At 69.4% G+C, this 25,977-nt stretch carries 19 protein-coding genes and 3 pseudogenes; 15 read left to right on the top strand and 7 right to left on the bottom strand.

The annotated features are described in order from the left end of the window. The first annotated feature begins 54 nt into the window (after positions 1-54). From OG819_RS56545 to OG819_RS56530, 5 genes and pseudogenes are all read left to right on the top strand, one after another. Entirely contained in the window at positions 55-2,133 is a 2,079-nt protein-coding gene (locus OG819_RS56545; RefSeq protein ID WP_266658020.1) for a flotillin family protein, read from the top strand. Positions 2,134-2,212: 79 nt separating this feature from the next. Beyond that, positions 2,213-7,060 (top strand): annotated as a pseudogene (locus OG819_RS56540) (DNA repair ATPase); the annotation flags it as partial. Positions 7,061-7,097: 37 nt separating this feature from the next. Continuing rightward, a pseudogene (locus tag OG819_RS59025) lies at positions 7,098-7,208 on the top strand (SLC13 family permease); the annotation flags it as partial. An 83-nt stretch (positions 7,209-7,291) separates the two neighbouring features. After that, positions 7,292-7,759 (top strand): SLC13 family permease, encoded by a 468-nt coding sequence (locus OG819_RS56535; protein WP_266658016.1) that lies wholly within the window; start codon positions 7,292-7,294, stop codon positions 7,757-7,759. 390 nt (positions 7,760-8,149) lie between these two features. Then, positions 8,150-9,370, top strand: a complete 1,221-nt coding sequence (locus OG819_RS56530) for a hypothetical protein (protein ID WP_266658014.1) — start codon at positions 8,150-8,152, stop codon at positions 9,368-9,370. Positions 9,371-9,529: 159 nt separating this feature from the next. On the opposite strand, the gene OG819_RS56525 is transcribed toward OG819_RS56530, so the two are convergent. Then, entirely contained in the window at positions 9,530-9,814 is a 285-nt protein-coding gene (locus OG819_RS56525) for a helix-turn-helix domain-containing protein (RefSeq protein WP_266638759.1), read from the bottom strand. Positions 9,815-10,491: 677 nt separating this feature from the next. Here OG819_RS56525 and OG819_RS56520 point away from each other — a divergent pair. Together OG819_RS56520 and OG819_RS56515 are read left to right on the top strand one after the other, a co-directional pair. Continuing rightward, positions 10,492-11,514: a cation diffusion facilitator family transporter gene (locus OG819_RS56520; protein ID WP_266638365.1), complete on the top strand. Its 1,023-nt coding sequence runs from the start codon at positions 10,492-10,494 to the stop codon at positions 11,512-11,514. Between the two features lie 33 nt (positions 11,515-11,547). After that, complete coding sequence (locus OG819_RS56515; protein ID WP_266658012.1) at positions 11,548-11,811, top strand: hypothetical protein; 264 nt, start codon at positions 11,548-11,550, stop codon at positions 11,809-11,811. A gap of 221 nt (positions 11,812-12,032) precedes the next feature. Here the strand turns inward: OG819_RS56515 and OG819_RS56510 are convergent, their stop codons facing one another. Beyond that, on the bottom strand, positions 12,033-12,713 hold the full coding sequence (locus OG819_RS56510; protein WP_266658010.1) for a histidine phosphatase family protein: 681 nt from the start codon (positions 12,711-12,713) through the stop codon (positions 12,033-12,035). A gap of 64 nt (positions 12,714-12,777) precedes the next feature. Further along, complete coding sequence (locus tag OG819_RS56505) at positions 12,778-14,016, bottom strand: DUF418 domain-containing protein (RefSeq protein WP_266658008.1); 1,239 nt, start codon at positions 14,014-14,016, stop codon at positions 12,778-12,780. Between the two features lie 176 nt (positions 14,017-14,192). On the opposite strand from OG819_RS56505, the gene OG819_RS56500 reads away from it, so the two are divergent. Both OG819_RS56500 and OG819_RS56495 read left to right on the top strand, forming a co-directional pair. Then, a complete protein-coding gene (locus OG819_RS56500) occupies positions 14,193-14,534 on the top strand; it encodes a response regulator transcription factor (RefSeq protein WP_266638361.1) in 342 nt (113 codons plus the stop codon). Next, positions 14,531-15,634, top strand: a complete 1,104-nt coding sequence (locus tag OG819_RS56495; RefSeq protein ID WP_266638360.1) for a sensor histidine kinase — start codon at positions 14,531-14,533, stop codon at positions 15,632-15,634. The genes OG819_RS56500 and OG819_RS56495 overlap by 4 nt, the downstream gene beginning before the upstream one ends. Positions 15,635-15,694: 60 nt before the next feature. Here OG819_RS56495 and OG819_RS56490 read toward each other — a convergent pair whose 3' ends face one another. The 3 genes from OG819_RS56490 to OG819_RS56480 all read right to left on the bottom strand — a co-directional run bounded on the left by OG819_RS56490 (position 15,695) and on the right by OG819_RS56480 (position 20,985). Beyond that, positions 15,695-16,492 (bottom strand): zinc-binding dehydrogenase, encoded by a 798-nt coding sequence (locus tag OG819_RS56490; protein ID WP_266658006.1) that lies wholly within the window; start codon positions 16,490-16,492, stop codon positions 15,695-15,697. Next, positions 16,479-17,954, bottom strand: a complete 1,476-nt coding sequence (locus tag OG819_RS56485; RefSeq protein ID WP_266658004.1) for a S53 family peptidase — start codon at positions 17,952-17,954, stop codon at positions 16,479-16,481. Before OG819_RS56485 ends, OG819_RS56490 begins: the two co-directional genes overlap by 14 nt. 121 nt (positions 17,955-18,075) lie before the next feature. Continuing rightward, positions 18,076-20,985 carry a LuxR family transcriptional regulator gene (locus tag OG819_RS56480; RefSeq protein WP_266658002.1) on the bottom strand — a complete coding sequence of 970 codons (2,910 nt, stop codon included), beginning with the start codon at positions 20,983-20,985 and terminating at the stop codon, positions 18,076-18,078. 358 nt (positions 20,986-21,343) lie between these two features. On the opposite strand from OG819_RS56480, the gene OG819_RS56475 reads away from it, so the two are divergent. The 3 genes and pseudogenes from OG819_RS56475 to OG819_RS56465 form a co-directional block, all read left to right on the top strand. Beyond that, the gene (locus OG819_RS56475) at positions 21,344-21,988 is read left to right on the top strand and encodes a class I SAM-dependent methyltransferase (protein WP_266638354.1); all 645 of its coding nucleotides are present in this window, start codon (positions 21,344-21,346) and stop codon (positions 21,986-21,988) included. Between the two features lie 281 nt (positions 21,989-22,269). After that, positions 22,270-22,668: a hypothetical protein gene (locus tag OG819_RS56470; protein WP_266658000.1), complete on the top strand. Its 399-nt coding sequence runs from the start codon at positions 22,270-22,272 to the stop codon at positions 22,666-22,668. A 26-nt stretch (positions 22,669-22,694) separates the two neighbouring features. Next, positions 22,695-22,868: pseudogene (locus OG819_RS56465) on the top strand (transposase); the annotation flags it as partial. 82 nt (positions 22,869-22,950) lie between these two features. Here the strand turns inward: OG819_RS56465 and OG819_RS56460 are convergent. Continuing rightward, on the bottom strand, positions 22,951-23,478 hold the full coding sequence (locus OG819_RS56460) for a hypothetical protein (RefSeq protein ID WP_266657998.1): 528 nt from the start codon (positions 23,476-23,478) through the stop codon (positions 22,951-22,953). A gap of 405 nt (positions 23,479-23,883) precedes the next feature. On the opposite strand from OG819_RS56460, the gene OG819_RS56455 reads away from it, so the two are divergent. The 3 genes from OG819_RS56455 to OG819_RS56445 all read left to right on the top strand — a co-directional run bounded on the left by OG819_RS56455 (position 23,884) and on the right by OG819_RS56445 (position 25,141). Next, a complete protein-coding gene (locus tag OG819_RS56455; protein WP_266638350.1) occupies positions 23,884-24,291 on the top strand; it encodes an ester cyclase in 408 nt (135 codons plus the stop codon). Positions 24,292-24,635: 344 nt separating this feature from the next. After that, positions 24,636-24,806, top strand: a complete 171-nt coding sequence (locus OG819_RS56450) for a hypothetical protein (RefSeq protein ID WP_266657996.1) — start codon at positions 24,636-24,638, stop codon at positions 24,804-24,806. Then, positions 24,803-25,141 (top strand): hypothetical protein, encoded by a 339-nt coding sequence (locus OG819_RS56445; protein ID WP_266657994.1) that lies wholly within the window; start codon positions 24,803-24,805, stop codon positions 25,139-25,141. Before OG819_RS56450 ends, OG819_RS56445 begins: the two co-directional genes overlap by 4 nt. The last annotated feature ends 836 nt before the right edge of the window (positions 25,142-25,977 follow it).

Raw genomic sequence — 25,977 nt, 5'->3', positions numbered from 1 at the left:
TGCGCCGCACCTTCTCACTCGCTTGAAGTTCCTTACGCCTCAGGGACGTTTGCCATGGATGTCATCTCCTTGGGCATCGGCGTGCTCGTCGCCGTTGTCCTCCTCATCGCGATCACCATGCTGTTGGTGGTCGGCCGGCTGTTCCGCAAGGTGGAGCAGGGGCGGGCGCTGATCATCTCCAAGACGAAGAAGGTGGATGTCACCTTCACCGGCGCCGTGGTGCTGCCGGTGCTGCACAAGGCCGAGTACATGGACATCTCGGTGAAGACCATCGAGATCCGCCGCACCGGCCGTGAGGGTCTGATCTGCCAGGACAACATCCGCGCCGACATCCACATCAGCTTCTTCGTAAGGGTCAACAAGACGGTCGAGGACGTCATCAAGGTCGCGCAGGCCATTGGCACCGAGACCGCGAGCGACGCGGCGGCGATCCAGGACTTCTTCGCGGCGAAGTTCTCCGAGGCCCTCAAGACGGTCGGCAAGCAGCTGGACTTCGTCGACCTGTACACCAAGCGCGAGGAGTTCCGGGACCGGATCATCCAGGTCATCGGCACCGACCTCAACGGCTACCACCTCGACGACGCGGCCATCGACTTCCTCGAGCAGACCCCGATGACGCAGCTCGACAACCAGAACATCCTCGATGCCCAGGGCATCCGCAAGATCACCGAACTGACGACGATCGAGCACGTCCGCACCAACGAGTTCCAGCGCACCGAGCAGAAGGAGATCACCCGGCAGAACGTCGACGCCCGGGAGACCATCCTGGAGCTGGAGCGCCGGCAGGCCGAGGCCGAGATCAAGCAGCGGCGCGAGGTCGAGACCCTCCGCGCCCGCGAGGAGGCCGCGACCGCGAAGGTGCAGGAGGAGGAACGGCTCGGCTCGCAGGGCGCGTTCATCCGCACCGAGGAGCAGCTCGGCATCCAGCGCGAGAACCAGGCCCGCGAGATCGCCGTCGCGCAGAAGAACCGCGAGCGGGTCATCGCGATCGAGAACGAGCGCATCGAGAAGGACCGGCTGCTGGAGGTCATCGCCCGGGAACGGGAGACGGGCCTGACGCGTATCGCCGCCGACAAGGAGGCCGAGGCCGAGAAGCGGGAGATCGCCGAGGTCATCCGGGAGCGGGTCGCGGTGGACCGTACGGTCGCCGAGCAGGAGGAGTCCATCAAGAAGCTGCGGGCGGTGGAGGAAGCCGAGCGCGGACGGCAGACCGTGATCATCGCCGCCGAGGCACAGGCCCAGGAGAAGCTGGTCAAGGACATCAAGGCGGCCGAGGCGGCAAAGACCGCGGCCAAGCACCGAGCCGCCGAGCAACTGACGCTTGCCGAAGCTCGATTGAAGTCGGCCGACCTCGACGCGCGGGCCAAGCTGCGGCTCGCCGAGGCCATCCAGGCCGAGTCCGCCGCCGAAGGCCTCGCCGACGTCCAGGTCCGCGACAAGGCGGCCGAGGTCACCGAGAAGGCCGGCCGTGCCGAAGCAGTGGCCACCGAGGCGCGGCTGCGTGCCGAGGCGGACGGCACCGAGGCCCGGCTGCGTGCCGAAGCCGAGGGCTCGCGGGCCAAGGCGCTCGCCGAGGCCACCGGTATCGGCGAGAAGCTCAAGGCAGAGGCGGAGGGTCTCAGTCAGAAGGCCGTCGCGATGGCGGCGCTGGACGACGCGTCCCGTGGTCACGAGGAGTACCGGCTGCGGACCCAGGCCGAGAAGGAGATCCGGCTGGCCGGAATCGACGTGCAGCGGCAGGTCGCCGAGGCGCAGGCCACGGTGCTCGCCACCGGGCTGGAGAACGCCGACATCAACATCGTCGGCGGTGAGTCGGTCTTCTTCGACCGCCTCGTCTCCTCGATCGCACTCGGCAAGGGCGTGGACGGCTTCATGCGGCACTCCGAGACCGCGCAGGCGCTGGCGAGGCCGTGGCTGGACGGCACGTCGAGCTTCACCGACGACCTGAGCCGAATCCTCGGCTCGGTGTCCACGGCCGACGTGCAGAACCTGACCGTCTCCGCACTGCTGATGAAGCTGATGAAGACGGGCGGCGCCGGCGCCGGACAGGTGCAGCAACTGCTCGACAAGGCAGGTGAGCTGGGTCTCTCCGACATGCCCCTCGCCGCCCTGAACGGCAGCGTCAAGGTCTGACCGCCGAACCAGGTCCGGAGCCGCCGAACAGGGGACGGCGGCTCCGGACCTCATGTCCCGCCTTCCTGAGAGGGAACCCATGACCACCGGCCTGGACACCGGTACGTACGAGGTGCTGCGCGACCGGCTCGCCGCACAGGCAGGCGAACTCGCCCGGCGTGCCGAGGAGCTCAACACCCGCCGCATCGAGCAGTTCGGCTCGACCCGGCTGGAGCTCACCGGCACCGAACGCATCCGCACCGAGCACCACTGCGTGCCCCGCGACATCGTCTCCGTCGGTGACGTCCTGCTCTTCGGATACAACGTCTTCCTCGGCCTCAAGCCCGAGACGACGGTGGGCGACGTCTTCGCGCTGCACGACCGAGACCTGAACCGGCTGTCCGAGGACGCCATCCCCGGCCTGCTCGACGACCCCGCCTTCGTACGGGAACTCGTCGCTCTGTACCGCTACTACCGTGCGGCTCATCTCCTCCAACTGCGGCACGTGGACGGCAAGTTGCTGGCCGTCTTCCAGACCGGTGAGAAGGTCGGCGACATCCGCGTACTGCGGTGGGCCCTCTCGGCGGACGGCCGGGCGTCGTTCCTGGACGCACGCGGTGAGCACGATCACGTCTTCCCGCCCTCGCACGACTTCGAGTGGCACGAGGCGACCCGCGAGGACCACGTACTCGGCCGCCACCCGCACGTCTCCATCGAGGGCGAGGTCTTCGTCGAGACGGTCGGTGGCACCCTCACTGTCAAGATCGAGGACAACACCGAGACGGGAGAGGGGATCTACGCCGAGCCGGTCGACGAACCGCTCCAGTCCCTCGCCGACGCGGATATCGCCTACGCGCGCGTGGGCGCCCTGATCCTGCTCCGCATCCGCCCCTACAAGGAGGACGCGCACCGCCACCTGGTCTTCAACACGCTCACCAAGTCCGTGGTGCGCCTCGACGGCATCGGGCAGGCATGCCGCCGTCTCCCCGCAGGCCAGGGAATCGTCTTCCCAGGCGGCTACTGCCTGGCCACGGGGGCGTACAAGACCTTCGGCGGAATCGCCGCCTCTCTGGATACGGCAGCCCTGGAGTACGAACGGGTGATCCGCTCGCCCAACGGCGAGGACGTCCTTTTCGCCTTCCACGCGCGAGTGGAGGGCCGCAGCCTCCTGCTCCAGTACAACATGATCCGCAAGGAGTTCGCCGCTCCGCTGTCCTGCCACGGCTGGGCGCTCTTCGACGACGGCACGCTGACGGTGCTGCGGGCGGACTCCGATGAGCCGACACGCGTGCATCCGCTGCAGCTCTGGCGGTCCCCGTACGTCTCGGACACCTACGCTGCTGACCGGCCTTCCGAAGCGGGCCCGCTGGGACGCGTCGGCAATGCCGACCTCGTCCGGGGCATCTCCGACTGTCTGTCCCTCACACGCGCCGTTTCCGAGACCGTCCCGACGGCCGAAATGTACGAGGCGCTGCTCGCCGCCTGCGCCCGCGTGGCCGACACCTACCACTGGCTCGGTGACGCCGACCTGGGCGACCTGCGCACTCCGCTGGACGTGGTCCGCGCGACGGTCGAGCAGGTACTGACCGAGTTCGAGACCGTCCAGGCCCTCACCCGCCAGGCCGCCGAAGCACTCGCGGAGGCCGCCGCGCACATCGCCTCGGTCGTACGGCGACTGCGCGGCGAGGCACCCCGCGACGCCCCCGCCTGGGTGAACGGCCTCACCGAACTGCGCCGTGCCCAGGGGCACTTGCTCAGGGTCAAGGAGCTGCGGTACGCCGACACCGTCCGTATCGACGAGCTCGCCGCCGACGCGGAGGCCGACCTCGCCTCGTTCGGGCAGCGTGTCGTCGCCTTCCTTGCCCGTGAGGATTCCTTCACCGGCCACCACCAGGCCGTCGAACGGCTCGTCTCGGAAGCCGAGTCGCTCGCCACTGTCGCCGACGCGGCGCCGGTCACCACTCGCATCGAGGAACTGACCGACGGACTGCGGACCGTCACCGAGGTCGTCGCCGGACTGGACATCGGCGACGCCACGGTGCGGACGTCCATCCTGGAACGCGTCGCCGACGTGCTGGGCGGCGTCAACCGCGCCCGCGCCACGCTCGACGCCCGCCGCCGCGAACTCCTCGACCACGAGGGACGTGCCGAGTTCGCCGCCGAGTTCGCTCTGCTCGGCCAGTCGGTCACGAGCGCGCTCACTGCCGCGGGGAGCCCGGAGTCCTGTGACGAGCAACTCGCGCGGCTGCTGGTGCAGGTGGAGAACCTGGAAGCCCGCTTCACGGAGTTCGATGACTTCCTCGGCGAGCTGGCGGACAAGCGGACCGAGGTGTACGAGGCGTTCGCGGCCCGCAAGCAGACCCTCGTCGACGCCCGCGCCCGCCGGGCCGAACAGCTTGTCGCCTCGGCGTCCCGGGTCCTGGAAACGGTCGCGCGCAGGGCCGCCGCGTGCGCCGACGCCGACGCGGTCAGTACGTACTTCGCCTCCGATTCGATGGCCGCCAAGATCCAGCGCACCGCGGACGAGCTGCGCGAACTCGGCGACCAGGTGCGGGCGGAGGAACTGACGGGCCGGCTGGAGGCCGCCCGTCAGGAAGCGTCCCGTGCCCTGCGCGACCGCACCGACCTGTACACCGACGACGGCAGCGTCATCCGGTTGGGCAGCCACCGGTTCGCCGTGAACACCGAGCCCCTGGACCTCACCCTGGTTCCGAACGGCGACGGCGTCGCCTTCGCGCTCACCGGCACCGACTACCGCTCTCCGGTCACGGACCCGGACTTCGCCGCCACCCGCCCGTACCGGGACCGGCTACTGCCCTCCGAATCGCCCCAGGTCTACCGCGCCGAGCACCTCGCGGCCCGGCTGCTGGACGAACACGGCCCGGCGGCCCTCGCGGAGGCCGACCTCCCCGACCTCGTACGACAGGCCGCGCAGACGGCGTACGACGAAGGCCACGAGCGCGGCGTCCACGATCACGACGCGACCGCGATCCTCACCGTGCTGCTGCGCCTGCACGAGAGGGCGGCCCTTCTCCGTCACGAACCCGCCGGCCGCGCCGCCGCCCAGCTGTTCTGGGCCCACACGCTTCCCGCCGAGGAGCGCGCGACCCTGAAACGCCGCGCGGTGTCGCTCGCCCGCGCCCGGGACACGTTCGGCCTCGCGCCCGCGATCGCCGACTTCCTGGCGGAGCTGGCGGTCCACGTCGGCGAGGCGTCCGCCAAGTACCTCTTCGAGGAGCTGACGACCGACCCCGACGGCTTCGTCATCAGCTCGGCTACCCGCACGCTCCTCGACAAGTTCCGCCGCACGGTGGGCACGTCGGCGTACGACGAGGACCTCGCCGCCCTCGACGACCTCGCCGCGCGCCGCCAGCTCGTCGAGGCGTGGCTGTCCTCGTACAGCTCCGCCACCGGCACGGACATCACCCCCGGAGACCTCGCCGAGGCGGTGGCCGTCGAACTCTGTCCGGACCTGCCGCGCTACGAGTCCGACGCGCCGCTGACCGAGACGGTCAGGGGGCTGCTGGGCACGCATCCGCGTGTCACCGACCGTTCCCTGACCATCCGCATCGACGAATTCCTCGCCCGTACGAGCGAGTTCGGGGCGAACGACACCCCGGCCTTCCGCGCGTACCAGCGGCGGCGCACCGCCCTCGTGACCGCCGAGCGCACCCGGCTGCGGCTGGACGAGTACCGACCCCGGGTGATGTCCGCGTTCGTCCGCGGTCGCCTCGACGAGGTCTACCTCCCTCTCATCGGCGACAACCTCGCCAAACAGCTCGGCACCACAGGCGATGCGAAGCGCACCGGCACCGGCGGCCTGCTCCTGCTCATCTCCCCGCCCGGCTACGGCAAGACGACCCTCATGGAGTACGTCGTCGACCGCCTCGGCCTTGTCCTGGTCAAGGTCAACGGGCCCTCGCTCGGTAGCGCAGTCAGCTCGCTCGACCCGGCCGAGGCTCCGAACGCCACCGCCCGCCACGAGGTGGAGAAGATCAACTTCGCATTGGAGGCGGGAAACAACACCCTTCTCCACCTGGACGACATCCAGCACACCTCACCCGAGTTGCTCCAGCGGTTCATCCCGCTGTGCGACGCCACGCGCCGCGTCGAGGGCGTGTGGAACGGCAAGCCGCGGACCTACGATCTGCGCGGCAAACGCTTCGCGGTCTGCATGGCGGGCAATCCCTACACCGAGTCCGGCAGCCGCTTCCACGTCCCCGACATGCTCGCGAGCCGCGCCGACGTCTGGAACCTCGGCGACGTCCTGACCGGCAAGGAGGACGCCTTCGCCACCAGCTTCGTCGAGAACGCCCTCACCGCGAACCCGGTCCTCGCCCCGCTCGCCGGGCGCGAGCGCACCGACCTGGACCTGCTGATCCGACTCGCAGAGGGCGACCCGACCGCACGCGCCGACCGCCTCACCCACCCCTACGTCCCCGCCGAACTGGACCGGATCCTCACCGTCCTGGGCCATCTGCTCACGGCCCGCGCGACCGTCCTCGCCGTCAACGCGGCCTACATCGCCTCCGCCGCCCGGACCGACGCCACCCGTCCGGAGCCACCGTTTCGGCTCCAGGGCTCCTACCGCACCATGAACAAGATCGCCCAACGCATCCAGCCGGTCATGAACGACGCCGAACTCGCCGCCGTCATCGACGACCATTACACGGCCGAGGCACAGACCCTCACGACCGGCGCGGAAGCCAACCTGCTGAAACTGGCCGAACTGCGCGGCACCCTCAGCACAGAAGAGGAGACCCGCTGGGCGGAGGAGAAGACGGCTTACGTTCGCGCGCAGACGCTCGGCGGCCCCGAGGACGCCCCACTGACCCGCGCGGTCGCCGCGCTCGGCCTGCTCGCCGACCGGATCTCCGCGGTCGAGTCCGGGATCAACCGGGCCGCCGACCCCCTCCACCCGATGGCCAACCCCACCGCCAGGCATGCCGTCGGGCCGAGGGAGCGAGCCTCGGAACGACGTCTCGGCGTTCTACTCCGAGGACTCCGGTGTCGACTGGAACGTCATCTTCCTGCTGATGGGCATGATGATGATCGTCGGCGTGCTGAAGAAGACCGGCATGTTCGAGTACCTGGCCCTCAGCAAGGTGACGCTGACGATCATGAACATGCCGCGCGGTCGGCATTCGCCGCCGCGGCGTGCTGACGACCGCTCACACGAGTGGCTGCTCGTTCTCCAGCCGGCATCCCGCAGGGTGAGGAAGCGTTCACCCTCGTCGCCGTGGACACCGGTGTGATCGACGAGGTCTCCAAGGCGCTGGCCGACGCCATCGGCACCGATGAATTGGGCGGCTCCCTGACCCTGTTGGGAGCCTCGGCGGTGCTGTCCGGCGTTGTCGACAACATCCCGTACGTCGCCACCATGGCGCCCATCACCAGCGACCTGGTCCACAACATGGGCGGCGGCAGCGACCACGTCATGTGGTGGGCCCTTGCCCTCGGCGCCGACCTGGGCGGCAACGCCACCGCCATCGGCGCCTCCGCGAACGTCGTCGTCCTCGGCATCGCCGAACGCAACCGCCAGCCCATCACCTTCTGGCAGTTCACCAAGTACGGCCTGATCGTCACCGTCGTCACCGTGACCATCTCCCTCGGCTACGTGTGGCTGCGTTACTTCGCCCTCGGCTGACCCGTGGCCGACGCGGCGTGCGGTCGGGGCGTGTCTCGGCAGACATCTCGTAGGAGCGATCACCGCGCGCGGCACGGGGCACCCGTTCGAGGAGGGACAGGAACCATGGGCGCGCGCGGTGAAGTAGTGTCCCGGCCACGGCCGATTCGTGGCAGACCGGTGCCGAGACGGTTACTCCACCTCACCGTCCGCGTGCCATGTCTCGATGCCCAGGGCCGAGTTCGCCTCCTGGCCGAAAGCAAGACGTCGGCGGACCTGGATGCGGTACATCGAGTTATTACGGGAAGCTGACGTGGCAGTCGAATCCCTCATGCCTCAATCACCTCATGGACAACTCTGGTCCTGTCCTCCACCGCCCCCTGGTGGTGGCGAAGGCCCGAGGAGCGATATATGAGCAGGCACAACAGGCGCAGGTCACCTTTGCAGGTCAAGCTGACCGTCGTCGGAGCGGGAATGCTCGCCGCGGCGGCGGCTGTGACGACGGTGACTGTCGCCTCGGCGGGAGAGGTCTCCCGCGGGCACGACGACGCGGGGAGCGTGAAGGCCGGAGCCGACCACGCGGTCTTCGTGCAGGGCAACGAACTCGACGGCAACACCATTCACGTCTTCAAGCGCGCGCAGGACGGCGGGCTGAGTTCCGCGGGCAGCTATGCGACCGGTGGCAAGGGCGGGGACCAGGTCGACGCGCCCACCGACTCGCTCGCCTCTCAGGGCTCGCTCGTCTACGACGACCGGTCCGGCCTGCTCTTTGCGGTCAACGCGGGCAGCGGCACCGTGACGTCCTTCCGAGTCGAGGGACACAAGCTGACGGGCCGCCAGGTAGTGCGTTCGGGCGGGGACTTCCCTTCGTCGATCGCGGTCTCGGGAAGGCTCGCGTACGTCATGAACGCGGGCGGGGCGGGCAGCGTCCAGGGTTTCCGGATCACGGCCAAGGGCCTGGAACCGTTGCGTGACGCTCACCGTTCCCTCGGGCTGGACAACAAGAAGGTGCCGCTGTTCAGCAGTTCACCCGGGCAGGTCGCGTTCACTCCCGGCGGTCGTGAACTGGTCGTGACCACCAAGTCCGCCAACACCGTCGAAGTCTTCCCGATGACGCGTGACGGACGCCCCGCGCGGCGGGCGGTGGTCAACGACTCCGCCGGTGCCGTCCCGTTCGCGATCACCATCGACAAGGCCGGCCGGATGCTGGTCGCCGAGGCCAAGGAGTCCACGGTCAGTACGTACAAGGTCCGCGTCGACGGCACCCTCGAGGTCGTCCAGAAATCCCTGCCCAACGGTCAGAACACGCTGTGCTGGCTGGAGCGTGTCGGTGACTTCTTCTACGGCGGCAACACCGGCAATTCGACCGTCACCGGTTACCGCACGGACCGTCAGGGCAGGCTGGCGCTCACCAACGACGTCGGGGTGGCCGCCCCGCCGTCGGCCAAGTCCCAAGGTGTCATCGACCTGGCGGTGACCAAGGACGAGAAGTTCCTGTACGTGCAGAACGCGACTTCGGGTACCGTCGACGGCTTCCGCGTCGGCCGGAACGGCTCGTTGACCAAGGTCGGCACGACCACTGGACTGCCCCCCTTCGCCGAGTCCGGCATGGAGGGCATCGCCGCGGTGTAAAGAAGCGGCCACCGCGGCGCCGGCGCCCCGGACAGATCCTGTCCGGGGCGCCATGGCCTGTCCGTACGGCACGACTCAAACGGTGACCGGTACCCCGGCCCGTCCGATCAGGGCGCCGATCCGCGTTCCGGACCACCACGGCCGGCGGGTTTTCGGCGCTCATGACGAACAGGAGCCAGCTGTCCTTCCTGATGAGGACCTGTTCGACACGGCATCGGCCAGGGCATCGAACCCGCCGCCGGTGAAGCGGTGCACCGCATCGCGCACCGTGACCGGGTCGCATTCCACCAGGCCGGCGACCTGCGGCGCGGTCAGGCCCTGGCTCAGTAACCGGATGCACTCCAACCGCCGCCGCTCGTTACGCGACAGATCACGCCCCGCCAACCGCCGCCGCACCTCGAACTGCTGCCTGGACGTCAACCCCACCGTCAGGTTCCTCGGCATCACCACCACTTCCCACCAAAGCTCCTGCGCCCACAGAGAGTTGACTTCACCGAGACTGCTTGGTGGTGCTTGAGAGGCCGCCCACCCTGGCGGCGATATCCAGGGACAAGGAACGGGTTTGCTCACGGCTTCATACCAGGCGAGGTCGTGTCTGGATGCAGCGTTGGGACACCTGTGAGACTTGCGCGCATGGAAGCAGCATTCGCCCGTACGGTATGGCAGGTCCTCGAACCACTGCACGCGGTCACGTACTTCGCACCCGAGAGCCGCGCGGAAGACGGAGGACCGCCGAACGCGGCGACCTCTCCCGTCGTACCCGTCGCGGCAGGCGGGGACCGCCGATCGGCCCCGGCCGGAAAGGGGCGACCAGATGACCAGCGAGCAGCACCCCCGGGCGACGGCCCGCAGCACGCCGGGCGCCCAGGGAGGCGAGTGCGGGGCGCGGCGCGGTGGTGGAACCCGTAGGCCCTGGCCAACCGACCCTCTCGTGTGCGGTTCGCTGTCGGGTAGCTTCGAACGAGACTGCTGTCGACCTCCCTCTATTGGCGCCACGTTTTCCCAGTTCAGAGGCTGCTTAACGGACATGACAACGGTCACCGGTGCAGCCTTTGCCGATTCGCTCCGGCATGCGTTTCACTTCGATCGAGGCATCCATCGCGAGGGGGAAGGTGCACAGCATGAGCGACCACGGTCATGAGCACGATGCGGCGCACGAGCACGGCTCGGGAGGCCACGCCGGGCACTCCCACGGCGTGACGGCGGACGCCGACCGGCGCTGGCTGGGCATCGCGCTCACGCTCATCACCGCATTCATGGCCGTCGAGGTCGTCGTCGGTATCATCGCGAGCTCGCTGGCCCTGATCTCGGACGCGGCGCACATGCTTACCGACGCCGCCTCGATCGTGCTCGCCCTGATCGCGATGCGGCTGGCCGCGCGCCCGGCCCGCGGCGGCTTCACCTACGGCCTCAAGCGCGCCGAAATCCTCTCCGCCCAGGCCAACGGGCTGACCCTGCTGTTGCTCGGCGCGTGGCTGGCGTACGAGGCGGTCCGCCGTCTGGTCAACCCGCCGGAGGTCGAGGGCGGGCTGATGCTGGCCACCGCGCTCGTCGGCATCGTGGTGAATGTGGTGGCCGCCTGGTGCATCTCCAAGGCCAATCGCACCTCGCTGAACGTCGAGGGCGCCTATCAGCACATCCTCAACGACCTGTTCGCCTTCATCGGCACCGCCATCGCCGCGCTGGTCGTCGTCACCACGGGCTTCGCCCGCGCCGACCCCATCGCCACGCTGGTCGTCGTCGCGCTGATGTTCAAGGCGGGGTACGGGCTCATTCGCGACTCGGGCCGCATCTTCCTGGAGGCGGCGCCCGCGGACATCGACCCGGACGCGCTGGGCGACAAGCTCGCCGCCCAGCCGGCCGTCGTGGAGGTCCACGACCTGCACGTCTGGCAGATCACCTCCGGGCAGACGGCCCTCTCGGCCCACGTCCTGGTCGAGCCCGGCGGCGACTGTCACGCCGTCCGCCGCGACCTGGAGAAAATCCTCCAGCACGACTACGGCATCACCCACACCACCCTTCAGGCCGACCACGTCCCCGAGAACGTGCTCCAAGTGGCGTTCCCGGGTGACACGGCCGACGACACGGCGCACTGCGACGACCCGCACGGCCCGGTCCACCGCGATGAGCCGCACGAGCACTGATCCCCTGTAGCCCGGCACGCGTTCGGCGAGGACATGTCGGACGAGGCGCGGGCCGTTTATGACGCCTACCCCTGGCGCACCGCCGTCCAGGGCGCCGCCACCTCGGCGTTGGTGGCCGGCTCGCCGCTGGTCGAGGGGGTGACCGGGCGGTACTGCCAGAACAGCGCCGAGGCCCCGGTCATCGACCCGAAGGAGCTGGAGACGGACATCGAGCCGGTGGGCGTCGCCGAGTACGCGCTCGACCCGGTGGCCGCGGAGCGGCTGTGGGAGCTGTCCACTGCCGCCGTGTCCGTCTGACACGGCCCGCCGGGGCCGTGCCCTGATCCGCGACGCGGAGCGCGCTGCTCCGCGGCGCTCGGTTCTCGACCTCGAGCCACGGGTCAGCCGGCTGGTGAAGACGTGGCAGGCGCAGCGGTCGACGTGTTCGGTGGCACGGTGGTGCGCCGGATGGTCGCCGTACCGCTCGGTGGCGGGCGGTTGGCACTGTGCTCACCCGCCCGAATGGCTCTCCTGGTGGGTCACACCCAGGCGATGAGGTCGTGCCGCTCGTCGGTCGCCGCCTCGCCCCACAGGAGCGTCGTCCGATTCTGTGCGGCGATACAGGGCATGGGAACAGCGCGACGGGTGCCGACTCTTCCGGGGGTGACGGGCCCGGGGCGGACGGTCCAGTGGTCACCATGCAAGGTGAGGGTCACCAGGGACAGGGGTGGCACATCGAAATGCCAGAAGGCCGTCGCCGGTGCGGACAGCGCATGGACGAGCGAGGCCCGGACAATGGCTGGTTCGGTGATGGCCAGTGCGTCGCCCGTGCCAGGCGGCACGCAGCTCAGCCAGGTGGCGACCCGGCGGCAGAGCCGACGTACCGACTCGCCTCCATGTGGCGCGGCATCCGGGTCTGTGAGCCAGGCGCCGTACCCGTAGGGGTCGTCCGCGGTGACTTCGCCGACTGTGCGGCCAAGCCACGTGCCGTAGTCGAAGTCGCGCAGTGCGGGTTCGAGCGTGGTGTCGAGGCCGAGAGCGTCAGCGGTCTGCGCGCAGCGGGTCGACGGTGCCCGGATGGCCAGCGAGTACGGGGGAAGAGTCGTGCCGACGACGCGTGCCGTGTGCAGGCCGCGCTCGCTGAGGAGGCCGTCACCGAAGACCGGGTTCCTGGTGGTGTCCTCGGCTGTCGCGCAGATGAATGTCAGGCGGACCGACATCGGCTTACCTCTTTCCGTGAGTGCTTGGTCGACTTTTCGTGAGTGTTTGGTCGACCACGGCCGCCTAGTTGATCAGGCGAGCCGGTGTGGTGGCGGCGTGCAGCATGTATTCCAGTGGTCCTCTCCGGAAGGCCCGTTTCCAGGCGACGGCCAACAGCATGGTGGCCGCGGCCAAGCAGACCAGGGCCAGCAGGGCGGGGAAGGTCGGCAGGCTGTCGATGCCCAAGGCCTTGATGGCGATGATGTGGCCGGAGTAGGCGGTCAGGGAGACCGAGCCGACCGCGATGACGGGGGCGGCGAGCCACCGAAATCGGGCCGACCGTTCCGTGGCAATGAGACAGGCGGTGATGACCACCAGGCCGACGCCGGTGTTACCCAGGATCGACCATGTCGTCTGGCTGTGTGGCGCGGCCACCAGCAGCCAGTCCGGGGTACTGGTGGTGGGGTTGCCCACGGCGTCGGACCACCATGCCGATGCGGCCGACCCGCCATCCGTCGTCGCGCCCACGGCTGCCTGCGCGCCCGAGACCAGGTGCAGGGCCAGCCAGGAGCCGCCGTAGCCGAGTACGGCCAGTGCGCCGCCGAGGAGAGCGACCTTGGCGCGTATGCCGGGCCTCGCGAGGTCGATGCGGCCCAGCGCCATTCCGGCGATGACGAACGGCAGCCAGGTCAGGACCGGGTACGCGCCGGTGATGAACAATTCAATGATCCCGTCCGAATCGGTGATCCGGGCCAGCGGGTCGTGGGCGATGACAGCATCGGCCCAGCTCCCGCCCTCGACCGCAGCCCGAAGCGGATACAGAACTTGGGGCAGTACGAGCGCGGTCGCCGCGGCGATGACGGTCAGGGTGTCGGCCCGCAGCCGGTACAGCGGAACGGAGAGGAAGAAGACCATTCCGTAAGCGGCAAGGATCACGTCGACCGAGGTGTCCAGGCAGGTCAGGGCATATCCCAGGGCAACCAGAACGGCGGAGCGGATCAGCACCCTGCCTATGGCCTGCCGCCCGGCTCGCCCCGTTCGTGGCTGCGGCCGACCGGTGAGAAGGACCAGGGTGAACCCGGCAAGCAGAGCGAACAGGGCAGAGGACCGGCCGCGTGCCACCTCCATGGCCCAGCCCAGCGGGCCGCCCACCGAGGGGTCGGGACCGATGTGGGCCGCGTACATGCCGAACACCGCCAGGCCGCGGGCCAGGTCGAGGCCGATCAGCCGTCCTGTGGACGACGTGGGGGAGGGGGCGGCGGCATCCGCCCTCACAGCGGATGCCGCCTCGGACGGCGCGGCCTCTGATACGTCGTGCACCATGTGTTCCAGGGTCCTGGACGGTGTGTGTCACAACCATCCGGCAAATGTCCGGAACCGCCCCCGCCGACTGGCGGACCCAGCCCCCGCCGACTGGCCGGTTCCGGCGTCAGAAAACGCTATAAGTGTCATGGTGTGATACGAATCGGGACAGTGGTCCGATGGTGAGTGGAGCACCCGTGATCCGAGTATTGGTGGTCGATGACGAGGCCCTGATGCGTAAGGGTTTTCAACGCACCTTCGACGCGGCGCGGGACATCGATGTCGCGGTGGCGGTTCCCGGCGGCCAGACGCTTCAGGCGGCGCGGGAGATACGTCCTGACGTCGTACCGCTGGACATGCTGCACATCCGGATGCGACCCCTGGCCGACGGCGGCACCGTACGGTCGTCCAAGGTCACTGGGCAGGTCGTGGACGTCCACGTGAACGCCGGCCCCAAAAAACCCGCTGCCCGCAGCCTCGTCCTGCTCGCCGAACGGGCTCGCCTTCTCAAGCCACCGCAGGACCAGGAGGGGGGATGAGACTCCGCCGCCTGCGTGCCCCGCTGCTGGACGCCGCCCTCGTCGGAGCCTCGCTGCTCGATGTCTGGTTCAAGGTCCACATCGACGAGCAGCTGCGCATGGCGTGCGCCCTGGTCGCCGCCTTCTCTCTTCTGTTGCGCCGACGTCGGCCGCTGCTTACCTTCCTGCTCACTCTGCCCGCCGTCCTGGTCTCCGACGCGATCTTCGCCGCGCTGGCCGCGCTGTACACCCTCGCCTCGTTCACCCGACACCGCGCCCTGCTGGCCGTCTGTGCCACGGCGTTCACGATCTGCGACATGACCTCATGGCCGTCACTGAACTACAACCTTGCTTCCACCTCGACCCTCTTCACTCTGGGCTACACCGCGGCGACGGCAGCCGCTCCTGTCTTCCTGGGCCAACTCGTCCAGACCCGCAGCGATCTGTCACAGCGGCTCGCCGAGATCTCCGAGGCGCGCGACCACAAGCGCCTGCTGACCGACCAGGCCGTGCTGGCCAAGGAGCGCGCGCAGCTCGCCCGGGAGATGCATGACGTGGTCTCCCACCAGGTCAGTCTGATCGCGGTGCGGGCCGGAGCGCTTCAGGTCGGGACCCAGGACGCCGAAGTCAAGGAGGCCGCCGCCACGATCCGGCGGCTGAGCGTACAGACCCTGGACGAACTGCGGCACATGGTCAGCGTCCTGCGCGCCTCCGGGGGCCGCCCCACGGAACTGACACCGCAGCCCTCTCTGGCCGACCTTGAGCGGCTGGTCGACAACAGCGGCATCCGCGTCGAGCTGCAGACCGACGTGTCCGACGACCTTCCGCCCACCGTCCAGCGCGCCATCTACCGCACCGTCCAAGAAGCGCTGACCAACGTACGCAAGCACGCCCCCGGAACCACCGCGACGGTTCGCATCCGCCACGAGGACGGCGCTGTCCGTGCCACGGTCACCAATACCGCACCGACCCGGCCGCCGCTTCCCCTGCCCAGCGCGCACCATGGGCTGGTCGGCCTGGGGCAGCGCGCCGCACTCCTCGGCGGCACCGTCACTTCCGGCCCGACGGCCGACGGGGGCTACGAACTTGACCTGGAGCTCCCGGCCGAGGACACGTCGTGACGGACGCCCGCGGTGACGACACCATGAACGTTCTTGCCGGTCTTGGCCGTTGTTCCTCCTTCATACGGCCAACAGGGTCTTCCCTACGTTGTGTCCCGCTTGCATCCGCTCATGTGCCCGGGCCGCGGCAGCCAGCGGAAGGATGTCGGTGACATCGATGAGCACGCTTCCCGAGGCGACGAGTTCCAGGGCTGTCAGACCATGGGTGCGCAGGAGGTCGGGGGCACGTCTGGAGACGCTGGCGAGGCGCGTGGGGCCGCCCACGGGGTCGAGGACCACGTCCATGCCTCGCCCGCCGGTCGCGTCGCGCACCGCGTCGGGGAAGTCCTCCCGTGGGAAGACCGCGTCGTATCCGAAACGTTTGGCGTACTCGGCCTTGTCGGTGCTGCCGACGGTGCCGTACACGGTGTCCGCGCCGAGTGCGCGGGCGATCTGGGCGGCGACGGAGCCCACGCCTCCGGCCGCCGCGTGGATCAGAACGCTGTCGCCGGGGCGGAGCCGGGCCGCTCCGGCGAGGACGCCGTAGGCCGTGGGCAGGACGAGTGCGGCCCCGCCGGCGGTCCGTAGATCGATCTCGCCGCGTGGGGTGCGCAGCGGGAACGTGAAGCGGGCTGGGGCGCCGGCGTACTCGGCGTAGCCACCGCCGTCGGGCAGGTACACGGGGACAGGGTCCCCGATGGCGAGCCCGCTGACGCCCTCGCCGATCGCGGCGACATGCCCGGAGGCTTCCATGCCGGGGATGTCGAGTGTGTCCGGTGGGCCGAAATCGCCGAGGCGGTGCTGCACTTCGGCGTAGTTCACTCCCGCGTAGGCCACCCGGACCAGCACCTCTCCGGGGCCGGCTTCAGGGGTCGGCACCTCCACGGTGCGCAGGACCTCGGGCCCGCCGTTCTCTTCGAATCCGAGCCCACTCGGGCGCGGCGGCGCTGGTGCCGCCGACCGAGGACCAGGAGCCCTGCGAGTAGATCGAGACGCCGGGGCTGGGGTTGGCGTGCGCCGAGACGTCCGGCACCTGGCGGTAGCCGCCGCCGGCGCTCTTCTGCACCGCGGTCTGCCAGCTGGGGATCTTGAAGACGGAGGACTTGCCGCCGCCGCCCCCGTACCAGGCCACTTCCTTGCTCCAGGCGTTGGCCGAGGTGACGGTCAGCTTGGTGCCGCCGACGCCGGTGACGTACGGGTCGCTGGCCGGGTAGTCGACGGAGGTGGTGCCGTCGCCCGCGTCGTCGGACCCGTCGTCGCCGGAGGTCGCGTAGAAGCCGAGGCCCTCGGCGGCGCCCGCCTTGAAGACGGCGTCCACGGCGTTGATGTTGGAGGTCGTGCGCTGGCTCTCGGCGGCGCCCCAGCTGATCGAGGTGGTCGGGATACCGCTGTCGACGATGGCCTGGTACGTGTCGACCTCGCCGGCGTCGGAGTTGGGGCCCTCGAAGACGGTGACGTTCGCCTTGGGAGCGATCGCGTGCAGGACCTCGATGTCCAGCTCGACCTCGACCTGGCCGTCACCGAGCGAGCCGGAGCCGCTGTCCACCTTCTGCACGGTCGGGGTGGGCGAGCCCAGGCTGTAGTAGTTGTCGTAGGCGGTGATGTTGGACTGCTGGAAGCCGTCGAACTCGATCAGCGCGATCTTCTGGCCGCTGCCGGTGTACGTACCGGAGACGTTGTAGCCGCCCTTGAGCTGGGCGGGGGTGTAGCCACCGCCCGGACCGTTGTGAGGGGTCACGGTGGAGAGTGTCTGGTGGTGCAGCTGAGCGCGGTTGTTGAGGCCGGCCACGTCGCTGACGAGGGAGGCGATGGCGGTCGGCAAGGTCGGCGCGGTGTCGTTGGCGTAGAACGAGCGACCCGACTTGGCGTCCTTCCAGGTCGACAGCTTGGTGCCGAAGGCCTTCTGCAGCTGGGCGGCGGTGCCGCTGGCGTCGACCAGCAGGTTCCCCGAGTGGACGGTGCCGACGGTGAGCCCCTGTGCGTGCAGATAGTCCTTGAGCTGCTTGATCTCGGCATCGGTCCGGCCGAAGCGGGCCGCGAACTGATGCTTCGTCAGGTAGTGGCCGTACGAGCTCGACCGCGGGTTGCTGACCTTGGCGACGAAGGTGTCGAGCGCCTTGTCGTTTCTGGGGGTCAGGCTGATCGCCACCGATATCCGCTTCCCGGCGGCGACACCGCCGGTGTGGGTCGCGTCCTGGTTCAGGCCCTTGAGGACATCTCCGGTGATGACCGCACGGGTTGAGTGCGGCTGGGCGGTGCCGGCGGCGTAGGCGGTGGGGACGGCGGCGGCGAGCAGGGCCGGCGCGGCGACCAGACCGAGCAGCTTCAGGCGTGACTTCACTGAGGTCCTCCGGAGAGTGGGGGTGGTGTCCCGGAAGCGGAACGGCTTCACCGTAGGAACACCAGCCCCACCCGCATAAGCGGGGGAACCCTTGCGTCACGTGTTAACTGCGGATGTCACGTCAACGGCGTGTGTCAAGCGCACGGGGAATGCGGACCCGGCCGAGCTGACTCGTCATCACCGCCCGTGCAGGGGGCCTCACTTGGTCGTCGTCGGCGGAATCCACGGCGGCCCCGGATGCGATGACGGCGACCGCCATCGCATGGGCGAGCGCGGTGCGCGAGCGGACCCCGACCTTGCGGTAGACGCGCGACAGTGCACCTTCCACCGTCTTGACGCTGATGAACAGCTCTGCGGCGACTTCCCGGTTGGTGGCCCCGCCACCGACCAGTCCGGCGATCCTGGCTTCCGTGGGGGTGAGTTCGGGTCCGCCCGCACCTGTCTCCGCGCTCCGCTCTCCGGCTTCGAGCCGCGCCAGCTCGTCCCTGGCCCGCGCCGCCAGTGGAGCGGCGCCGATCCGCGTCGCGGTCTCCAGCGCCTCGCCGAGGACCATGCGCGCCGCGTTCCTGCGGCGAGAGCGGCGCTCGACCGCGCCGAGCGCGATCAGCGTACGCACCAGCTCCACGGGCAACGGAAGCCGACGCAGTCGGTCCACGGCGGCACGCAGCCGTACCGCCCCCTCCTTCGCCCGGCCGAGCCCCGCCTCACGCAGCCCCTCCGCCCGCTCCAGAGCTGCCAGTACGCTCCCGGGCGTGTCGCCGGACACACGCGTCCGGGCCTCGCGGATCACAGCCCCTGCCGCGTCCGTCTCGCCCAGGATGACCAGGGCTTCGGCCAAGTCGCTGTACCAGTGCAGCAGGGGCGGGTCGGCGGCGGACATGGCCTCGCCGAGTTCCTTGACGCGCTGCAGCGCCTCGACCGCGGCCGCCGCCCCGCGTGGGTCGCCGACGAGCAGCTCGGCCTGCCCGAGCACCGCCAGCGCGCGCAGCAGGAACAGCCGGTCGCCGTCCGCCTCCGAGGTTCGTACCGCCTGCTCTGCGAGGTGCCGGGCCTCGTCGGCGGTGCCGCCCGCGGCCGCCGCGAGCGCCGCCGCATACAGCGCCGGAGCCGCCTGTACGCCCGTCTCGGCCATGGCACGCGAGCATCGGGCCGCGGTGCGCAGCGCCTCCCGGCAGTCCCCGGAACGCACCTGAATGCGGGTCAGCGACACCAAGGTCGCCATGACCTCCTCGACTCCGGCGAACTCGCCTATTTCCGCGAGGAGTCCGGCGACCAGGGCCCGTGCCTCGGTCACCATGTCGGAGTCCAGGGCGAGGATCGCCCGCATCCGGATCAGTCCCCAGCTCTCCGGGCCGGCGTCGGCGCCGCCGACCAGTGTGAGCGCCTCCTCCAGCGCGGCGTCGGCGGCGACCGGTTCCCCCGCCAGGGACCGCACCCGGGCGAGGGTGGCGAGCGCTCCGATCCGGGTGTCCGTGTCGCCCGCCCGGGCCGCATGCCGGGCAGCGCGCCGGGCATGCCGGGCCGCCTCCTCCAACTCCCCGCACAGCAGGCCGAGTACCGCCGCCCAGTGGTGCAGCCATGCCTCGGTCTCCGGGTCGCCGTCCGCGTCCCGGAGGCCCTCCTCGATCAGGTCTCGGGCGCCCTCCAGCGCCTGCCCGGCGTTGCGTAGCAGGATCAGCCGGGCCCGCACCCGCTGCCGTGCGGAGCCAGACTCGGCGAGGACGGTCTCGGCCGCCTGCCCCGCCTCGTCCAGTCGTCCGGCGTCGCACGAGTACTCCGCCGCGGCCAGCAGCCGGTCGGCGCGATCCGCGGGGCGGTCGCCGGGAGTGCGTCGGACAGCGAGCCCGGCCAGTTCAAAGGCGGCATCGGGTGAGCCGTCGCGGCGGGCCGACCCGGCCGCGGACACCAGCGTACGGGCGGTGGTCTCGTCCTCGTGCGGGTGGGCGAGAGCGAGGTGACGGGCCTGCTCCGCAGGCTCGGTGACCGCATGAGCCAGCAGGGCGTGCGCCTGCCGACGGCTGTACTCCGGAGCGTCGGCATAGACAGCGGCCCGGATCAGCGGATGCCGGAAACGTACGATTCCGTCGGCGTCGGCCGTCGCGACACCGAGTCGTTCGGCCTCCGCGAGGTCCGCGGCGGGGTGATGAAGTCCGGCGGCACGCAGCAGAGTGAGGGTGGGACGGGCGGCGGCGCTCGTGACGAGGAGGGTGCGCCGCGCTGTTTCCGGCAGCGTACGCACCTGCGCCAGCAGCAGGGTACGCAGCCTTCGAGGTACGGACAGCGTCCGGCCGAAGCCGACGGGCGCTCCGTCGCGCGCGGCCGCCCGCCCCAACTCCAGTGCGTACCACGGGTTCCCGGCAGCGGCGTCCTGGATCGCGCGCAGCACCGCCGGTGCCAGGTCGGCACCGATGCCGGTACGCACCAGGTGTGCCACCTCGCCGTCCGCCAGCGGCGGCACGGGAAGTTCGACGGTGCCCGGCGGGCAGCAGCGCAGCCGTTCGGGCTGCTCGCCGTCCGCCACCCGCTCGGCGGCCACCACCCGTATGTCGATGCCCTCGACGCGGCGTACGGCGAAGGCGAGCACCTCGGCGCTCGGCTCGTCGAACCACTGGAGGTCATCGATGACCAGCAGAACGGGGCCGGTGGCGGCCAGGGTTCGCAGCACTTCGAGGACGGCGACGCGCACCGCGAGACGGCTCTGGTCGCCGGCCGGTTCCCGGCCGCGCAGCAGTACCGCCCTCAGCGCCGCCCGGGGCTCGGGCGCCAGGGCCTTCAGACAGCTCTCCGGCACCCGCGCGAACAGGTCGATGAGGCCGACGAACGGGAGCCGGGCGTCCTCCTCCGCGGGCGAGCAGTGCAGCACCGTGCCGGCCGACCGGCCATCCGTGGCCAAGGACGCCATGAGGGCGGCCACGAGCACGGACTTGCCGATCCCCGCGGGACCGTGGAACAGCACTCCGGGACAGCCCGTCAACGCGGCCTGGGCGGTGTCGAGCAGCTCGCGGCGCCCGGTCAATGACCGTACTCCCATGGCAGCCGCCCACCCTCTGCCCTGGAGCCGGCTCCCGCGGTCTTCGTGCATGCTGCGCCCAATGACGGGCTACGACCGGCGCCGAGGGAGGAGCCGTCGACTCGATGACTACAACAGGCCCCAAGGGTTCGCAGCGTGTGCTCATGACAACCTTCGCGGATTCCGCTTGTCAATGACCTCTGTCACGCCGCCTGAGTGGTGGAGTCGCGGGCAAGTCGGCGGGCGGCAGGCGGAGTTCAGGTGCGGGCGGAGCGTGTCCGGTGCCTTGGCGGCGAGGATCCGACTGTTCAGCGCGGTCGATGATCGGTCCGCGCAGCGACCCTCCACGAGATCGTGATCACGGACTACTGTGCCGGTCATGAACACGGACGACTGGCTGGCAGACACCCGAACCTCATATGACACGGTCGCGGTCAGCTATGCCGACCAAATGCGCAACGCCTTGGCCGAACGGCCGTACCTGCGAGGGGCGCTGGCACTGTTCGCCGACAAGGTGCGGGCCGCGGGGGGTGGGCCGGTGGCAGACGTCGGCTGCGGCCCCGGGAAAGTCACCGCCCACCTGCACGGGCTCGGTGTCGACGCCTTCGGCATCGACCTCTCCCCTGGGATGATCGACGTGGCCCGGCGTGACCATCCCGGCCTGCGATTCGAGGTGGGCTCGATGACGGACTTGGACCTCCCCGCCGTTTCGGTGGCCGGCCTGCTCGCGTGGTGGTCGTTGATCCACATCCCCGACCACGAGGTGCCCACTGTGTTGGCGCACTTCCACCGAGTATTGCGTCCAGGTGGACCGCTGCAGCTGGGCTTTCACGTCGGCGACCAGTCGCGATTGAAGACAGAGGGCTATGGCGGCCACCCGATGAAGGTCCATGTCCATCGCCGCCAACCGGACCAGGTGGCCACCTGGCTGCGCGACGCCGGATTCGAGATCGAGGCCCAACTGCTGCTCGACCCGGATGAGAAGACTCCGGGGGCGATTCTCTTCGCACGCCGCCAGTCCTGATTTCCTGGTGCTGGAGGGCCTTTGAAGCTGCTCCGGTTGTCCGCGCCGACTCTGCCCTCTGAGGGGGGTTCGTGGTTGGTCGCTGCGAGGAGATCTCTCTGGCACGGTGAGCTGGGCCCGTGGAAGAATCCCAACCTGGATCATCTGGCAGTGGCCCGGAGGGTGCGTTGCGGGAGTCCGGGAGTGAGGGTGCGTCACGACACCAGGTGTCTGCAGCACGGGACTTCGTGCTCGGTTTCGTCGGTGCTCTCGGCGCTGCCAGAGCTGCGGTTCGGGAGTCCATGCCGTCGCTGGACCGGCTGGCGGACCTGCTCGTGCTTGCCCGCTCGGGCGAGATCAGCCGCCGTGGTGAGGTCGGTGGCTACTCGTATGCGGTGCACGGTGCGGGATGTCGACTGGCAAGCCCGAACGGGATCGACATTGACGTGGACTTCGCTGCGGATGGAACGGAGCTCTTCGACTTCTGGCGCCTTCGCCGCTTCGGCCGGAGTCTGCTGACGCTTGTTGCCCCCTCGGCGGAGGACCTGCGCTCAGCGGTCGAGGAACTGAAGGACCTGCTGACCGAGGTCAGGCCGGGTCGGTTGGTTCACTGCGTCAGGGTCTCGTCGAGACGCCTTCGAAGGCCCGACGTCGAGCGCAAGTCCGACTTGATCGGTGTTTCCGTAGTTCAGCTGACGTGAGAACGGCCTTCGACTGATCCTTCGCTGGTTGGACGTACCCGATCGCGGCCGTGCTGGAGACCGGCCGGACGTCGTGGACGGGGGTACTGGACGCGGTCCGCACGCAAACTGATGCCGACGACGCTGCGGTCACCACCGTCCAGTTCCGCGGGGTCGTTTGGCGGCTGGTAGACGCTGGGAGGTGGCAGCCGGGCGACCCCCGAAGTGCTGGTGTGCCGGGTCCGCCTTCCGAAAGGCGTTGGTTGGGGCGTGCGCCCGGTGTTCTTGCTTCGTCATGGGAGCTCAGGGGAAGTACAGCGAGGCCTTTTTCAGCACGTGACGCGTGAACATCCCGCCGTACACGACCCTGCCCCGGTACATGCTGACTCGGGTGGCCTTCGAGGCCGATGTCTCCACCGTGACGGGTCGGCCGATCAGGGACGTACCGAGGATCCGGGCGTCCTTGGCGGCCCAGTCCCTCGCGGACGGCTGGACGCTGCCACTCGCCAGGGCGGGCAGGATCATCGCCGCGTTGCGGGCGCCGGGCAGACCGCTGCGGAGGCTCTTCACGTAGTCCATGGCCCACCCGGTGTACTCGGCCATCGAGGCGTTGTCGACCTCGAGGACAGCGGTGGCGAGGACGAACAGCTCCACCCTGGTGCCGAACCAACGTACCTTGCGGTCCGATCGACTGCCGATCACTACCCGGTAGTCGCGCCAGGTGGTTGCGGTCACCCCGCATCCGTCGGCCGCGAGCCGCTCTCGGAGCGCCTCCAGGTAGGCGTTGGCGGCGTCAGCCGACGGCGCCCCATCGGATCGCTGTTGAGTCATGCATGGGATCCTCCATCAGCAGAGGGGCATGGGGAAGACCGTACTGCCGACGCACTGCCGACCGGCTGTCGTCTCCGACCGGATGCGGGTGCAAGGGATGTTCGGGAGTGACGTGACGCCGTCCTGCCGAACCCAGCCGAACGGTGTCGTCGTACCAGCGCCTGCGGACGGCACGGCGACCTGACCGTCTTCTGTTCGGACCCAAGATGGCCCGTGCGCAACAGAACAGGGTTCGCGGCAGGGCGGTCGCAATCGGCTTGTCTACCGGCGGATACGCGGGAGGTTCTTCGCTTCCCGTTCCAGCAGGCCACCTCAGGCCGCCAGACCTATCGTGGATGGGAGGAAGGGGCGACTGCACATCATTGTTGTGTACGCGCCCAGGGCTGCAACGTCAAGGAGCGCGTCATGTCGCGCAGCAGCAACGTCGCCGTCTTGGAGGGCTTCGGATCAGCGGTGAACAGTGACCACCTCAGCGATCTCGAGGAATACGTGGCGCCCGACTCTGTCGACCACGACCCGGCCCCAGGACAGGTTCCTGGACCCGAAGGCTATGAGGAGATGTTCGCCTCAATGAGGCGGGCCTTCCCCGATCTGCATATCGAGGTCGAGCACGTCATGGCCACCGACGCCGAGGTCGCGTTCGCATACACCATCACGGGCACACATCTCGGTGAACTGATGGGGCACAGTGCGACGGGAAAAACGGTGAGTTACCGAGGGATGCAGATCAGCCGGTTCGCCGACGGGAAAATGGTCGAGCGCTGGGGTAGCAGCGATGAGCTCGGCATGTTGCGTCAGCTCGGTCTCAGCTGATCACCGCACGTCTCCCGTAGGCGAATCAGGACCAGGACTGTGATTCCCGGGTGGGCGTCACAGTTCAACGTCATCACTCCCTTCCCGGCGACGATCGCGGCGAAGTCTTGCTCCGGTGCCGGAGCTGCGGACGGCCGCCGGACGGCTCAGCCCCGGGCTCGCGGAACGAGTCGCCGAGCTGCTCGGCGCGCCCGTACCGCAGGAGAGCATCACCGAACACGTCACTCAGCACGTCACCGAGCAGGTCGCCGACGTGCTGCCCGTCCTGACCGGCCCCCTCGAGACGTCGTCGACGCCATGCCCACCGCGATCGGACCGCACTGGCCGAGGCACTGGGGTCGGTCGTGCGCAGGAAACCGCGCGAGAGGTACGACTACACGCAGAGCGACCTCTACGACGTGGCGAGGGCACTGCGAGGCGACGAGCCGAGGGAGACAGCCGTCCAACTCCGCAGACGCGGCCCATCCGCCGTACACGACCCCTCCCTCGCCGGGACGATGCTCAGGGCACGGTGACCGACGCGACGGACGTCATCGAGTCCGGTACTCAGTCATTCCCCCTGGCCTTGCCGACACTCACCACCGGCGCACTGGACGGCGCCGTACTGGTGGAGCGGATCGCGCAGTTGGAGGAACTTGGCGTCACCCCCCGCCCGGTCGATCTGGCCCAGGCCCTGCTGCACGTCAACCCCGCACCGGACGAGCAGTTCGTGGGAGGTCTGGTGTACGCCCGCAGCTCCGGAGTCGTCCTCGACCCGCCGCTCCCGCAGGCCGTGGCGGCCCTGTTCGGGCCGTACCGGATGAGGAAGACCTCCCTCGGGGAGCCCGCCGCGCCGTTCTGGGTGGCATAACTGCCGTACCACCGCGAGGAAATGTAGGAACGCGACTACTTGGAGCCCCGCGCGTCCGGCAGGGGAAGGCCGCGAGTCCTGCCGGACGTCGCGAAGAGCGGGGACCCGCGGAATACGCGGTCCACCTCGCGCTGGCGAACGACATGAGTATCGATCCCGAGGCGACGATGGACGCCTTGCTGGTGCTCACCGTACGGGGCCACCTGGACAGCTGCCGCCCGCTCGGAACGCAGATCGAGCTGCTGATGCGCGCCAAGTGATTGGAGCCCAACCGCGCGCACGACGCACTACGCACCGTGGCGGATACAGGCGCACCTGCCACCGTATGGTCCGTCCTGTCAGCCGCCCGGCCTGGTCTGCCGCGCGGCACACCGGTCCGGGGCGCGGGTGCGCCCCTCTCACTCGCCGTCGCATGCGCCTCGCACTGCGGCGCCACGGGGGAGATCCCCGAGCTCACGGCGGTGGCCGAGCGCACCGGATCGAGTCAGTTGGTGAAGACTGGAAGTACTCTCTGGGGCTTGAGCTGGATGAACCGCGTTCGAATTCGCAGTCGTGAGTGCGCGGACCGCACCCCAGGTCGACGACCCCTACGGACTCGTCTCCGAGCGGCGAGGCCGATCCGTGGTCATCACCAGCAACCGGGCACCCAGCGACTGATGTCCCCTCTTCTCCGACCCCGTCGCCGCCGAGTCCCGTCTCGACCGGCTGATCAACGCCAGCCATCAGGTCATCGTGAACGGCCCCGGAGCCAGCGGCTAAAGCATCGGCTTCGCCTTGGCGAACGGACAGCACGACGGGCTTCCCGACGAGGACGCCGCCCCCTGCCCGAGGCACTG

The sequence above is a fragment of the Streptomyces sp. NBC_01549 genome (assembly GCF_026339955.1).
Taxonomy (GTDB): Bacteria; Actinomycetota; Actinomycetes; order Streptomycetales; family Streptomycetaceae; genus Streptomyces.
Note: the sequence above shows the minus strand (reverse complement) of the source record. Positions and strands in the feature narration are given on the sequence as shown.